Origin of the sequence: Rivihabitans pingtungensis (assembly GCF_003201855.1) — a bacterium.
In the GTDB taxonomy this organism is placed as follows: domain Bacteria; phylum Pseudomonadota; class Gammaproteobacteria; order Burkholderiales; family Aquaspirillaceae; genus Rivihabitans; species Rivihabitans pingtungensis.
Window position 1 is genome coordinate 132,664 of record NZ_QJKI01000001.1, and the last position, 13,847, is coordinate 146,510.

Sequence of the window (13,847 nt, forward strand, 5' to 3'; positions counted from 1 at the left end):
TTTGTCTCGCCAAAGAAAAGGGGGAAAAGAAAGGCGACCCGGGCGTCGCGGTCAGCCTTGCGGGCTGACTGCCCTGTGCTTCTCGAAAGTCAGGGCCGCCCCGGAATGGCGCGCCGCCTGCGGCGTCGCTTAGCCGGGCCGGACACCTCCCTGACTTCCTGCGATGCTCGGCGCGACACACGGGGGTGAACGGCGGCTAGGCGCGACGGCTTGTGGTCTGAATGTGTTGTGTGGGGTAAACATTCAAGATGGTGCGCTGCATATCACATCGCCGCATTTCCCTCTTTCCCTGCTGCTGTTTCCCTCTCCACCGCGTCGTCCCCGCGCAGGCGGGGACCCAGGCAAGTTTCCACAGCGCCCCATCGGCCAATCTGCGCCGGTCTGGCGCTGTGTATCGTTTTTCCGCCTCCATTGTTATCGAGATCTCGCCAAGCCTATGGAACTCGTCAGTTTTTTACTGGATTTCATTCTGCACATCGACCGCCATCTGGCGGAGTTGGTGGCTGTGTACGGGCCGTGGATTTATCTGATCCTGTTCCTGATTGTGTTTTGCGAAACCGGGCTGGTGGTCACGCCATTTTTGCCGGGGGATTCGCTGTTGTTTGTGGCTGGTACGCTGGCCGCGCTGGGCAGTATGAATATCCACCTGCTGGTGGCCTTGCTGATTGTCGCCGCCATTCTGGGCGATGCCTGCAATTACCAGATTGGCCGTCATGCCGGCGCGCGCTTGTTCGCCAAGCCGGATTCGCGGATTTTTCGGCGTGAATACCTGAACCGCACCGAGGCGTTTTATGCTCGCCATGGCGGCAAAACCATTGTGCTGGCGCGTTTTGTGCCGATTGTGCGCACCTTTGCTCCGTTTGTCGCCGGCATGGGCCATATGGCCTACCTGCAATTTGCCCGCTTTAATGTGCTGGGCGCGGTGTTGTGGGTGTGTGCGTTCGGCTACGCCGGCTATCTGTTTGGCAATATGCCGGTGGTGAAAAGCAATCTCAGCCTGTTGATCCTGGGCATTATCGTGGTGTCCATCCTGCCCGGCGTGATTGAAATCTGGCGGCAGCGGCGGGGGGCGGCATGAGTGCGCGCATCCAGCGCTTGCCGGATCATCTGGTCAACCAGATTGCCGCTGGCGAGGTGGTGGAGCGCCCGGCCGCTGCGCTGAAAGAGTTGCTGGAAAACAGCATCGACGCTGGCGCCAGCCGGGTGACGGTGGATTTGGCCGAGGGCGGCATCCGCTTGATTCGGGTGAACGACAACGGCGGCGGCATTGCCGCCGACGATCTGGCCCTGGCGCTGGACCGCCACGCCACCAGCAAGATTCGCTCGCTGGACGATCTGGAGCATGTCGGCACGCTGGGTTTTCGCGGCGAGGGGCTGGCCAGTATTGCCGCCATCTCGCGGCTGACCCTCACCAGCCGTCCGCCCGGCGCCGAGATGGCCTGGCAGGTGCTGGCGCAGGATGGCGCGCTGCACCCGCCCGAGCCGGCGGCGCACGCCGAAGGCACCACGGTGGAAGTGGCCGATGTGTACTTCAACACCCCGGCGCGCCGCAAGTTCCTGAAAAGCCCCAACACCGAATACGCCCACTGCGAAGCCGCGTTCGAGCGCATTGCCCTGGCCCACCCGGAAGTGGAGATGACCTTGCGCCACAATGGCAAGGTCAGCTGGCGGCTGGCGCGGCACACCCTGGCCGAGCGCGTCGGCCAGCTATTGGGCAATGACTTTGCCGCCAGCGCGCTGAGCGTGGACGCCCAGGCCGCCGGCCTGACGCTGAGCGGCTTTGCCGGCAGCCCGACGCTGGGCAAAAGCAGCCGCGATGCGCAGTATTTTTTTGTCAACGGCCGCTTTGTGCGCGACAAGCTGGTGAATCATGCCGTGCGCCAGGCCTACCACGACGTGCTGCACCACGACCGCCACCCCAGCTATGCGCTGTTTTTGACGCTGGACCCGGCCGCCGTGGACGTCAACGTCCACCCGACCAAGGTGGAAGTGCGCTTTCGCGAAGCGCAGGCGGTGCATCAGTTTATTTTTCATGCGGTGAACAAGGCGCTGGCCGCCAGCAAAGCCGGCGCCGACAGCCCGACGGAAGGCGCGGCCGACGCGCTGGACGCCCCTGCCGGCAGCGGCGCGCGGGCGCCCTTGCTCGGCAGCTTTGAGCCGCCGCCGCGCCGGCCGGCTGGCAGCAGCGCGGGCGGCGGCCTGCGCTACGACAGCGCGCCGCGCCAGTCGCGCCTGCCCTTGTCGGTGGCCGATCACGGCGGCGGCAGCGGCTTTTACGCCAGCCTGTTTGCCGGCGTGCGCGAAGCCGAACAGGCCGCCAGCACGCCCGAGCATCACACACCCAGCCAGCCCGACGCACCGCCATCCGCCGCCAGCCTGCCGACCCGCCGCGACGACGCCCTGCCGCCGCTGGGCTTTGCCCTGGCCCAACTGCTCGGCGTGTACATCCTGGCGCAAAACGCCGATGGCCTGGTGGTGGTGGACATGCACGCCGCCCACGAGCGCATTGTCTACGAGCGCCTGAAAACCCAGTTCGACGCCCAGGCCATTGTCCAGCAACCGCTGCTGCTGCCGGTGGCCTTTGCCGCCGACCGGTTGGAAACCGCCGCCGCCCACGACCACGCCGAGGCGCTGGCCGCCCTGGGGCTGGAGCTGGCCGTGCTCGGCCCCGGCCAGTTGGCGGTGCGCGCCGCCCCGGCCCTGCTGAAAGACGCCGACCCGGTGCCACTGGCGCGCGCCATGCTGCAAGAGTTGCGCGAACACGGCGGCAGCCAGGCGCTGACCGAACACCGCAACGCCCTGCTAGCCACCATGGCCTGCCACGGCGCGGTGCGCGCCAACCGCAGCCTGACCCTGCCGGAAATGAACGCGCTACTGCGCGATATGGAAGCCACCGAGCGCTCCGGCCAGTGCAACCACGGCCGCCCCACCTGGCGGGCCTTGTCGATGAAAGAACTCGACGGCCTGTTCATGCGCGGCCAGTAATCCTTTCCCCACCATGACCGACACCCTTGCCCCCCTGCCGCCTGCCATCCTGCTGATGGGCCCCACCGCCTCTGGCAAAACCGCCCTGGCCCTGGCCCTGGCCCGCCACATCCCGGTGGAAATCATCAGCGTGGATTCCGCCCTGGTCTATCGCGGCATGGACATCGGCGCCGCCAAACCCAGCGCCGCCGAACAAGTGCAAGTTCCGCACCACCTGATCGACATCATCGACCCGCCGCACGCCTATTCCGCCGCGCAATTCACCCAGGACGCCCGCCTGCTGATGGCCGAAATCACCGCGCGCGGGCGCGTGCCGCTGCTGGCCGGCGGCACCATGCTGTATTTCAAGGCGCTGCAAGACGGCCTGTCCGACCTGCCTGCCGCCAACCCCGCCGTGCGCGCCGAGCTGGATCAACTGGCCGCCGAACACGGCTGGCCGGCGCTGCACGCCGAACTGGCGCGCATCGACCCCGCCACCGCCGCCCGCCTGGCCCCCAACGACGCCCAGCGCATCCAGCGCGCGCTGGAAATCCACCGCCTGACCGGCCAGCCGATGAGCGCGCTGATCGCCGAACGCCCACACGACCCGCTGCCCTGGCGGCTGCTGAAAATCGCCCTGCTGCCCAGCGAGCGCAGCGTGCTGCACCAACGCATCGCCACCCGTTTCACCCAAATGCTCGACGCCGGCCTGCTGGACGAAGTGCGCGCCCTGCGCGCCGCCTGGCCGGAACTCCACCTCGGCCTGCCCTCGATGCGCTGCGTCGGCTACCGCCAGGCCTGGCATTATCTGGACGGCGACATCGACCGCCAGCAACTGATCGACCAAGGCATCGCCGCCACCCGCCAACTGGCCAAACGCCAGCTGACCTGGCTGCGCGGGATGGAAGGGCTGGTGGAGGTGGATTGCTTGCTGGAGGGGGAGGCGGTGCTGGAGCGGGTGTTGGGGGCGTGGAAAATGGCAGCAGAAAAAAATGTCTGAAAGCGCCATAAAAATTCTTTTGTCGTATGATTGGCCAGGTTATGCCTGACCGCGCTATCACACTTTGCCGCGTGCCAGCATCTGGGTGCGCCAAGGGAGTACAGGACATCGCATGGAGCGCAGCGGATAAAACGCGCCTGATGTTGTGTTGTGGTGGGCGGCTCTTGGCTTGCCAGACGAGCACAGACAATTAACGTTGGAGGCTGGTGCGCTTCTCGCAAATATTCGGCTACCCGATTGGCGAGATGCCAGATACGTGGATGCAAGAGTTACCCTCAATCAATTTTGAACCCCTGCGGGCCAGCCACCCCGATCTGGCCAATCTGGCGGCGTATGCCGAGCAGTATTTGCATCGCGACCCGGAAAGCGCGCTGGTCAAATTGCGCAACTTTGCCGAGCGCATCGTCGATCACCTCTATACCCACCTGCGTTTGCCGCAAGCGCCACAGTCCAAGTTCATCGACCTATTGAACAACGCCAGCTTTGCGATGCTGGCCGACAAACTGGTGCTTGATAAATTTCACCTGCTGCGCAAGCTGGGCAATAGCGCCGCCCATGGCGAAGAAATCCGCGCCATGGACGCCAACCGCGCCCTGCATGAAGCCTGGCAGATTGCGCGCTGGCTGCATGTCGCGATTATCGGCGGCAAGGCCGAGGATTTTCCGGCGTTTCGCGAGCCACCCCTAGAAAGCGCAGACACCAAGGCGGCCATCAAGCGCGAAAAAAAGCGCCTGGCCGAAGAAAACGCCGCCAAAGACGCAAAAATCCAGGCCATGCTAGCCGAGCTGGAATCGCTGCGGGCGGCCGAGAAGGCCATGCGCGACGCCATCAATGCGGCCAACCAGCCTGCGCCTGAGGCAGAAATCGCCGCCATGGCGCACCAGGCCGCCAATGTGGCCGAACAGCTGCACTTCTCCGAAGACAACACCCGCCAGTACCTGATCGACCGCGATCTGGCGCGGGCAGGCTGGAAGGCGCCGCAAGGCGGGCAAACCAGCGCCACGGTGGGCCTCGAAGTCAAAGTCCAGCATCAGTCCACCCCCTCCGGCATCGGCTATGCCGACTATGTGCTGTGGGACGATAACGGCAAGCCGCTGGCGGTGATTGAAGCCAAGCGCACCAACAAAGACGCGCGCGCCGGGCAGGCGCAGGCCAAGGACTACGCCGATGGCCTGGAAAAAATGCACGGCCAACGGCCCATGATCTTTTTCACCAATGGCCATGATATCTGGGTGTGGGACGATGCGATGGGCTACCCGCCGCGCAAGGTGTACGGCTTTTACAGCAAGGACACCCTGCAATACCGCATTGGCTTTCAGCGTCAGCACCGGCAGGACCTGCTACACGCGCAAGCTGACGGCAAGATTGCCGGCCGCCTGTACCAGATCGAAACGCTGACCCGCATCAAAGAACGCTTTGCCAGCAAGCATCGCAAGGCGCTGATCGTGCAAGCCACCGGCACCGGCAAAACCCGCGTCGCCATTGCGCTGTCCAAATTGATGATCGAAGCCAAGTGGGCCAAGCGCATTCTGTTTTTGTGCGACCGCAAAGAGCTGCGCAAACAGGCTAAAAAGGCGTTCAACGACTACCTGAAAGAGCCCATTTATGTCTTTGGCCAGAAAAACGAAGTCGCCAAGCAAGATGCCCGCATCTACATCGGCATTTACCAAGGGCTGATCAACCAGTACGAAAACTTTGACGTCGGTTTCTTTGATCTGATCATTGCCGACGAATCGCACCGCTCGATTTACAACCAGTACGGCGATATCTTCAGCTACTTTGACGCCTTGCAAGTTGGCCTCACCGCCACGCCGGTGGAGATGGTCAGCCGCAGCACCTGCCGCCTGTTTGGGTGCGACTACAAAACCCCCACCGCCAACTACACGCTGGAAGACGCCGTGCGCGATGGCAATCTGGCGCCGTTCCGTGTGGTCACCCACACCACCAAATTCATGCGCGAGGGCATCAAGGGCCATGACCTGAGCGACGAGCAGATTGCCCAGCTTGAAGACCAGGGCATCGACCCCAATACGCTGGAATTCGACGGCGAAGACATTAACCAGGCGGTGTACAACAAAGACACCAACCGCGTCATCCTGCGCAACCTGATGGACAAGGGCATTCGTGACGCCGATGGCCAACTGCCGGGCAAAAGCATCATCTTTGCCCGCAATATCCGCCATGCCCGCCTGCTGGCCGAGCTGTTCGACGAGCTGTATCCGCAATTGGCCGGCAAGTTCTGTGCGGTGATCCACTCTGACGAATCGCGCGCCGAGCAATTGATCGACGACTTCAAAGGCGCCGAAAACTGCAAAAACCACGCCCTGCGCATTGCCATCTCGGTAGACATGCTCGACACCGGCATCGACGTGCCCGAAGTGGTCAACCTGGTGTTTGCCAAGCCAGTGAAATCCAAGGTCAAGTTCTGGCAGATGATCGGCCGTGGCACACGCCTGTGTCCTGACCTGTTTGGCAAAGGCGAAGACAAAAAAGAATTTTTGATCTTCGACCACTGGAACAACTTTGCCTACCACGAAATGGAGCCACAAGAAGCCGAACCCAAAGCGCCCAAATCGCTGGCCCAGCGTCGTTACGAAGCCCGGCTGGCGCTGGCGCACGCCGCCCTGCGCGGCCACGAGCCAGCCGCCTTTGCCAGCGTGTGCGAGCTGCTGCTGGCGGATGCCCGCGCGCTGAACGACCAGACCATTGCCGTGCGAGACCACTGGCCCGCCGTGCAACTGGCGCGCGATGCGGCCAATGTCAACGCCTTTGCGCCGGCCACCGCCCAAATGCTGGCTGACACCATCGCCCCCTTGCTCAACGCGCTGGACCTGCGCGGCCAGGGCGATGCCCTGCGCTGGGACATCCTGCTGGCCAATGCCCAGCACGAAGCCATTGCCAAGCCAGACCAAGCCAACGCCTGCCGGGCCGACATCCTCGCCTGGCTGGCGCGCCTGCCGCCCAACCTCAACGCCGTACGGGCCAAAGCCGACGAACTCAAGGCCATTCAGAGCGACAGCTATTGGCATCACCCCGACTTTGCCCGGCTGGAAGCCAGCCGCCTGGCGCTGCGCGAGCTGATGCACCTGGCCGAGCGCCCGGCGCCGCAGCTCGGCCCCGGCCCGACCTTTGTCGATATTGCCGAAGACATCAGCGAATACCATGTCGAAGTGCGCAAAACCAATATCCGCTCGGTGGACGCCACCATCTACCGCCAAAGCGTCGAGGCCGCCTTGCGCCCCTTGTTTGACAGCAGCCCGGTGCTGCAAAAAATCCGTGATGGCCAGCGTGTCACCGATGCCGAGCTTGACCAGCTCAACAGCCTGATTCACACCCGCCATCCGGGGGTTGACCTGCAAGTGCTGCGCGAATTCTATGCCGACACCGCCGCGCCGCTGGCGGACATCCTGCGCAGCATCGTCGGCATGGACGCCAAAGCAGTAGAAGCCCGTTTTGCCGATTTTGCCCAGCGCCACCGGCTGGACAGCCAGCAACTGCGCTTTTTGGGCATGCTCAAAGACCAAATCTGCAAATCCGGCAGCATCCGCCTGGATGCGCTGTTCGAAGCGCCGTTCACCAGCATCCACGGGGAAGGCATCAGCGGGCTCTTCCCGCGCGATGAGCAACTGGGCGAACTCACTGGTATTATCCGCAGCTTTGGCGAACCGCCCGCATTGGCCGGGCCAACCCAAGGCGCGGCGCCTCATTAAGGAAAGCCATGATCACCGGCGAACTCAAAAACAAAATCGACAGCCTCTGGACCGACTTCTGGACCGGCGGCATCACCAACCCGCTGACCGTCATCGAGCAAATCACCTTTTTGATGTACTCGCGTCTGTTGGACATGCAAGAGCGCAAGGACGAGCGCCGCAGCACCCTTACCGGCAAAGCCTTCAACCGCCGTTTTAACGACGACGAACAAGACTGCCGCTGGGAAACCTGGCGCCACTACGGCGCCGAAGACATGCTGCCGCACGTGCGCGACCGGGTGTTCCGCCACTTTCGTGCGCTGGCCGAACGTTCCGGTAGCGAAGCGAGCTTGTTTGCCGACTTCATGAAAGACGCCCAACTGATGATCCAGAAGCCCAGCCTGCTGGCCAAGGCGGTTGAAGCAGTGCACAACCTGCCGCTGGAGCAAGGCGACACCAAGGGCGATCTATACGAATACCTGCTGGGCAAACTCACCACCGCCGGCATCAACGGCCAGTTTCGCACCCCGCGCCACATCATCCGCCTGATGGTCGAGCTGATGCAGCCGCAGCCCACCGACCGCATCTGCGACCCAGCCTGCGGCACCGGCGGCTTTTTGGTGGAAAGCTACGACTACCTGCTGCGCAGCCACAGCAGCGAGGCGGGTACGCACAGCGAAACCTTCGTCAACGACAAGGGCGAAACCGAAACCACCACGCTGTATTCCGGCGATCTGCTGGGCGAGCACCGCCAACACATCGACCACGACATGTTCCACGGCTTTGACTTTGACGCCACCATGCTGCGCATTGCCAGCATGAACCTGATCATGCACGGCGTGGCCGCGCCGGATATCCATTATCAGGACACCCTCAGCCAGGGCTTTGCCGAAAAACGCCCGCAGGCGGCCAAAAGCAGCTTTGACCTCATCCTGGCCAATCCGCCATTCAAGGGCAGCCTGGACGAACAAGACGTCGCCCCCGACATCCTGCGCGTGGTGAAAACCAAAAAAACCGAGCTGCTATTTATTGGGCTTATCCTGCGCATGCTGAAAACCGGCGGCCGCTCCGCCACCATCGTGCCGGATGGCGTGCTGTTCGGCTCGTCCAAAGCCCACCTGCAACTGCGCAAACACCTGATTGAAGACAACCAGCTGGAAGCAGTGATTTCGCTGCCCAGCGGCGTGTTCAAGCCCTACGCCGGCGTCTCTACCGCCATCATCATTTTCAGCAAGGGCGGCAGCACCGACGAGGTGTTTTTCTACGACATGAAGGCCGACGGCTACTCGCTGGACGACAAGCGCCAGCCGATCAAAGACAACGACATCCCCGACATCCTGGCGCAATACCAACGCTGGTGCGACCGTGACGGTGAATTCAGCGACCGCACCCAGCAGGCGTTTGGCGTGCCCAAGGCCGACCTGGTGGCGCAGAACTATGATCTGTCGATCAACCGCTACAAACAGCAGGTGTACGAAGCCGAACAGTTTGAGGACCCGCGCGAGATCCTGAAGCGGCTGATGGCGCTGGAGGCAGAGATCCAGCGTGAATTGTTGGAGTTGGAGGGGATGTTGGGATGAGTGAGAAAGTTAAGCTTGGCGCAATCTGCGATTTTGTAAATGGGAAAGCATTTAATGCGAATGACTGGGAAGAGTCTGGTGTTCCAATTATCCGAATCCAGAATTTGAATGATGAATCTAAGTCATTCAACTACTGCATTAAATCTATTGAGGAGAAATACAAAGTAAAAAATGGAGATTTACTTTTTTCTTGGTCGGGTACGCCAGGCACATCTTTTGGCGCTTTCATGTGGACACGTGGTGATGCCTATTTAAACCAGCATATCTTTAATGTTAAAATTGATTCTGAAGTTGTTGATAAGCGGTTTTTGTATCATTCATTGAATGCAAGTATTCACCTGATGATCGATCAGGCTCATGGCGGAGTTGGCCTGCAACATATTACAAAGAAAAAACTTGAAGGTATTGAAATCAATCTTCCTCCCCTCGAAGAACAAAAACGCATCGCCGCCATTCTCGACAAGGCCGACAGCCTGCGCCGCAAACGCGCCCAAGCCATCGCCCTCGCCGACGATTTCCTGCGCGCTACCTTCCTCGACATGTTCGGTGATCCCGTCACCAACCCGAAGGGGTGGCCAGTTAAGCCTCTTGGCACGCTAATTGAGAAAATCAAGTCAGGCTGGAGCGCTCCAAGCACAGATGCCGAATATATCGAGGGAACTTTGGGGGTACTTAAAGTAAGTGCGGTTTCTTCTGGTTACTTTAAGCGAGCAGAAGCAAAAGTTGTTGATCCTTCTATTGTGGATCGTGATCTGATATTTCCTGTTATGGGTGATTTGCTGTTTAGTCGGGCAAATACGAGAGAATTGGTGGCGGCGGCATGTCTTGTGGAAGAAGATTGTGAAAGCGCATTCTTGCCAGATAAATTATGGCAGATTACGTGTTTCCATGGTGTTGCAAGGAATGAATATTTGAAATTCTTGCTTGCCGACTTGAAGTTCAAGGATGAATTGACCAAGAAAGCAACTGGCACAAGCGGCTCGATGTTGAATATTTCTCAGGCCAAATTTGTCGAAACAAACGCGCCAATTCCACCTTATGAGTTGCAGTCGCGGTTTGCCGATGCTGTATGGCGAGTTTACTCGTTGAGAAAAAAATGGTTCGAGTCTGATTATTCAATTGGAAATTTATTTCGTGGCTTGTCGTCTGACTTGTAGTAGCAAGCACGGTAGCTTGGCCTAAATCTACGCAGCCCAACGTTTACCGCGCCAAGGTTGGCCGCAAAGTCTGTTCATTTGATAAATGGCTGCAGGGCGCTACCCCGATAGCCAATTTGGGCAGCAGCCTGCTGCCCAATTGCCGTGGTTCCTATCGTGACGCTGCTGACCAAGCTGGCCGACCCCGCCGAGCGCGCGTGGTACGCCACGTAAGCCGTGGCGCAAGGCTGGTCGCGCACCAAGCTGGAGCTGAATACCAAGGACCTGAGGCGGGTAAAGGTAGATCAGGAGCACCAGGATGTCATCGCGTGGGAGCCGGAGTAAGCCCCGGCGGCAGGGATTCAGTGGGCGGCTATCTGCTGGGGCGGACAGTTTGCTGTGCAGCGCTGCTGGCGAAAGCCGTATTCACGCCTCGGTCTGCGCTGGGGCGTGTGTTGTCGAGCTGACCGCTCCAGATTCTTACCATTGCCTACGCATAGCCCATGCCTGAGACGACGCTTGGCGCGCGCCAGTGGGCGGGGGTAGCATCTGGCATTGTCATTTTTTTGTCGGGCTATCCCATGCACACCCAGATGCACGCCATGCTGCAACACGCCCCCGGTGGGGCGGACACTTTGTATTGGGGCGAAACCGCGCGGCCAGTGCCCGGCCCCGGCCAGTTGCGCGTGCGCGTGCGCGCCGCCGGGGTGAACCGGGCGGATATTGTGCAGCGCGAAGGCCGCTATCCGCCGCCGCCGGGCGCGTCGCCGATTCTGGGCCTGGAAGTGGCCGGCGAGGTGGACGCAGTGGGCGAAGGCGTCAGTGGCTGGGCGCCGGGCGATGCGCTGCTGGCGCTGATTCCCGGCGGCGGCTATGCCGAGTATGCGCTGGTGAATGCCGACGAGGCGCTGGCCAAGCCGGCGGCGTGGTCGTGGGCCGAGGCTGCCAGCCTGCCGGAAGCCTGGCTGACCGCCTGGCTGAACCTGATGGACGTGGCCCATCTGCAAGCGGGAGAAACCGCGCTGATCCACGCCGGGGCCAGCGGCGTGGGCGCGGCGGCCATCCAGTTGGCACGCTGGCGTGGCGCGCGGGTGATCGCCACCTGCGGCAGCGCCGATAAAGCGGCGTTTTGTCAGGCGCTGGGGGCGGATGCCGTGGTGAATTACCGCGAAACCCCGGACCTGGCCGCCGCCATCCGCGCACTGGGCCGCGCCGATGTGGCGCTGGATTGCGTGGGCGGCCCCTATCTGGACGCCCATCTGCAATGCCTGAACCAGGATGGCCGGCTGGTGGTGATTGGGGTGATGGGCGGCGCGCAGGCCATGCTGAATCTGGGGCTGTTGCTGGTCAAGCGCATCCGGGTGATGGGCTCCACCTTGCGCAGCCAGCCGCTGGCACGCCGGGCGGCGCTGGCGCGCGCGCTGGCTGAACATATCCTGCCGGCGTTTGTGCGCGGTGAGCTGCGCTGGACGCTGGATCGGCAGTTCGCCCTGCCCGACGCCGCCCAGGCGCATGCCTGGGTGGAGGGCAATCACAATAAGGGCAAGGTGATGTTGCTGGCCTGATGGCGAGGGCAAACACACGCCGGCATGCGCTGCGCTGTCCTTTTAAGCGCTGTCCACAAAACCAGACGCAGCGATCCTGTAGGTGACAAACAAGTATGGCAAGGTCGCGTAACAACGCCAGGAGGTGAGCGGCCCTTAAGCCCGCAAGTTGTATCAGTCGCGCCCAGCCCGGTTGATCACTCAGGAGCCCACCATGCAACTGCTTGACCACGTCTCTCTCAGCGTGCCCGACCTAGCCCGCGCCCGGCCGTTTTACCACGCCATCTTCAACGCACTGGGCGCGGAGGTGGTGTACGACCACGCCGACGCCATCGGCTACGGCGAGCGCTGCGACCGCAGCCAGCCCGGCCACAGCTACCTCACCGTGCGCGCCAGCGCCGCCCCGCTCAGCGCCGACCCTGGCCGGCACTGGTGCTTCAAGGCCGCCAGCCACGCCCAGGTGCGCGCCTTTCATGCCGCCGCGCTGGCGCATGGCGGCGAAGACGACGGCCCGCCAGGGCTGCGCCCGCATTACCACGCCGATTACTACGCGGCATTTGTGCGCGACCCGTTTGGCAACCGGCTGGAGGCGGTGTGTCATGGTGACGCGCAGCAGGCGCTCAGCCGCTGAGCGTCGTTTACCAAACCCTTCTGGCGTCGTTGCGCGGCACCTGTACTGTCTGCGGCCGCACGCCTAGCCAGGACCGCTGCGCTGAGCTTCGGGCACTACGCCAAGGCGGCTTTGCTTCAACATCCGAATCCCCCGCTCCAGCCCTTCCACCGTCAGCGGGCACATGCGTCCGGCCATCAGTTGATGGATCAGTCGGGTGGATTCGCTGTAGTCCCAGTGCGCTTCCTGGCAGGGGTTGATCCACACGGCGTGCGGGTAGTGGGCCAGCAGGCGTTTGAGCCACACCTGGCCCGCTTCTTCGTTGTGGTGTTCCACGCTGCCGCCGGGGTAGACCAGTTCATAGGGGCTCATGCGTGCGTCGCCGACCAGAATCAGCTGATAGTCGCGGCCGTAGGTGTGCAGCATGTCCAGCGTGGGGGTGCGTTCGTTCCAGCGGCGGGCGTTGTGCTTCCACAGGCTTTCGTACACGCAGTTATGAAAGTAAAAGTGCTCCAGGTGTTTGAATTCGCTGCGCACCGCGCTGAACAGGGTTTCTACCGTGTGCACGTGGTCGTCCATTGAGCCGCCGATGTCGAGCAGCAGCAACACCTTGGTGCTGTCGTGCAGTCTGGGATGGTAGCGCAGGTCCAAAAGGCCGGCCTGGCGGGCGGTGGCGGCGATGGTGGCGTCGATGTCCAGTTCTTCGGTGGCGCCGTCGCGGGCAAACTGGCGCAGCCGGCGCAGGGCGATTTTCATGCCGCGCGCGCCCAGCTCGCTGTCGCCGTCCAGATCGCGAAATTCGCGCTGATCCCACACTTTCACCGCCCGGCGGTGGCGTGAGCCATCCTGGCCGATGCGCACCCCGGCCGGGTTGTAGCCATAGGCGCCAAACGGGCTGGTGCCGCCGGTGCCAATCCATTTATTGCCGCCCTGATGGCGCTCGCGCTGTTCGGCCAGTCGCTGCTTGAGGGTGTCCATCAGTTGCTTGAAGCCCATGGCTTCCAGCGCGGCTTTGTCTTCTTCGCTCAGGTGTTTTTCCACCAGCTTGCGCAGCCAGTCTTCCGGGATGTCGCGTTGCAGGTTTTCCAGGTCCCAGCTGGCGCCGTTGAAGTGGTTGGCGAACACCCGGTCGAAGCGGTCAAACCATTTTTCGTCTTTCACCAGCGCGGCGCGCGACAGATAGTAAAAGTCGTCCAGACTGGCAAACGCCAGCCGCGCTTGCAGCGCCTGCAAGAGCAGCAAAAATTCCTTAAGGCTGACCGGCACGCCAGCGGCGCGCAGGGCAAGAAAAAACTCGATGAACATGGCGCAGCCCTTGTCGGGG

9 protein-coding genes are annotated in these 13,847 nt (G+C 62.0%); 8 read left to right on the forward strand and 1 reads right to left on the reverse strand.

The window, feature by feature from the left end:
* The first annotated feature begins 436 nt into the window (after window positions 1-436).
* From DFR34_RS00580 to DFR34_RS00620, 8 genes are all read left to right on the forward strand, one after another.
* Entirely contained in the window at window positions 437-1,078 is a 642-nt protein-coding gene (locus tag DFR34_RS00580; protein WP_110389211.1) for a DedA family protein, read from the forward strand.
* The gene (gene mutL, locus DFR34_RS00585) at window positions 1,075-2,985 is read left to right on the forward strand and encodes a DNA mismatch repair endonuclease MutL (RefSeq protein ID WP_110389212.1); all 1,911 of its coding nucleotides are present in this window, start codon (window positions 1,075-1,077) and stop codon (window positions 2,983-2,985) included. Before DFR34_RS00580 ends, mutL begins: the two co-directional genes overlap by 4 nt.
* A 13-nt stretch (window positions 2,986-2,998) precedes the next feature.
* The gene (gene miaA / locus DFR34_RS00590; protein WP_110389213.1) at window positions 2,999-3,964 is read left to right on the forward strand and encodes a tRNA (adenosine(37)-N6)-dimethylallyltransferase MiaA; all 966 of its coding nucleotides are present in this window, start codon (window positions 2,999-3,001) and stop codon (window positions 3,962-3,964) included.
* A gap of 206 nt (window positions 3,965-4,170) precedes the next feature.
* Window positions 4,171-7,674, forward strand: a complete 3,504-nt coding sequence (locus DFR34_RS00595; protein WP_211309247.1) for a DEAD/DEAH box helicase family protein — start codon at window positions 4,171-4,173, stop codon at window positions 7,672-7,674.
* Window positions 7,675-7,682: 8 nt separating this feature from the next.
* Window positions 7,683-9,233, forward strand: a complete 1,551-nt coding sequence (locus tag DFR34_RS00600) for a type I restriction-modification system subunit M (RefSeq protein ID WP_110389214.1) — start codon at window positions 7,683-7,685, stop codon at window positions 9,231-9,233.
* Window positions 9,230-10,390, forward strand: a complete 1,161-nt coding sequence (locus DFR34_RS00605) for a restriction endonuclease subunit S (RefSeq protein WP_110389215.1) — start codon at window positions 9,230-9,232, stop codon at window positions 10,388-10,390. The genes DFR34_RS00600 and DFR34_RS00605 overlap by 4 nt, the downstream gene beginning before the upstream one ends.
* A 482-nt stretch (window positions 10,391-10,872) precedes the next feature.
* Complete coding sequence (locus DFR34_RS00615) at window positions 10,873-11,934, forward strand: NAD(P)H-quinone oxidoreductase (protein WP_245906772.1); 1,062 nt, start codon at window positions 10,873-10,875, stop codon at window positions 11,932-11,934.
* Window positions 11,935-12,127: 193 nt separating this feature from the next.
* On the forward strand, window positions 12,128-12,544 hold the full coding sequence (locus DFR34_RS00620) for a VOC family protein (protein ID WP_110389216.1): 417 nt from the start codon (window positions 12,128-12,130) through the stop codon (window positions 12,542-12,544).
* A gap of 63 nt (window positions 12,545-12,607) precedes the next feature.
* On the opposite strand, the gene DFR34_RS00625 is transcribed toward DFR34_RS00620, so the two are convergent.
* Entirely contained in the window at window positions 12,608-13,828 is a 1,221-nt protein-coding gene (locus tag DFR34_RS00625) for a vWA domain-containing protein (protein WP_110389217.1), read from the reverse strand.
* Between the last annotated feature and the right edge of the window lie 19 nt (window positions 13,829-13,847).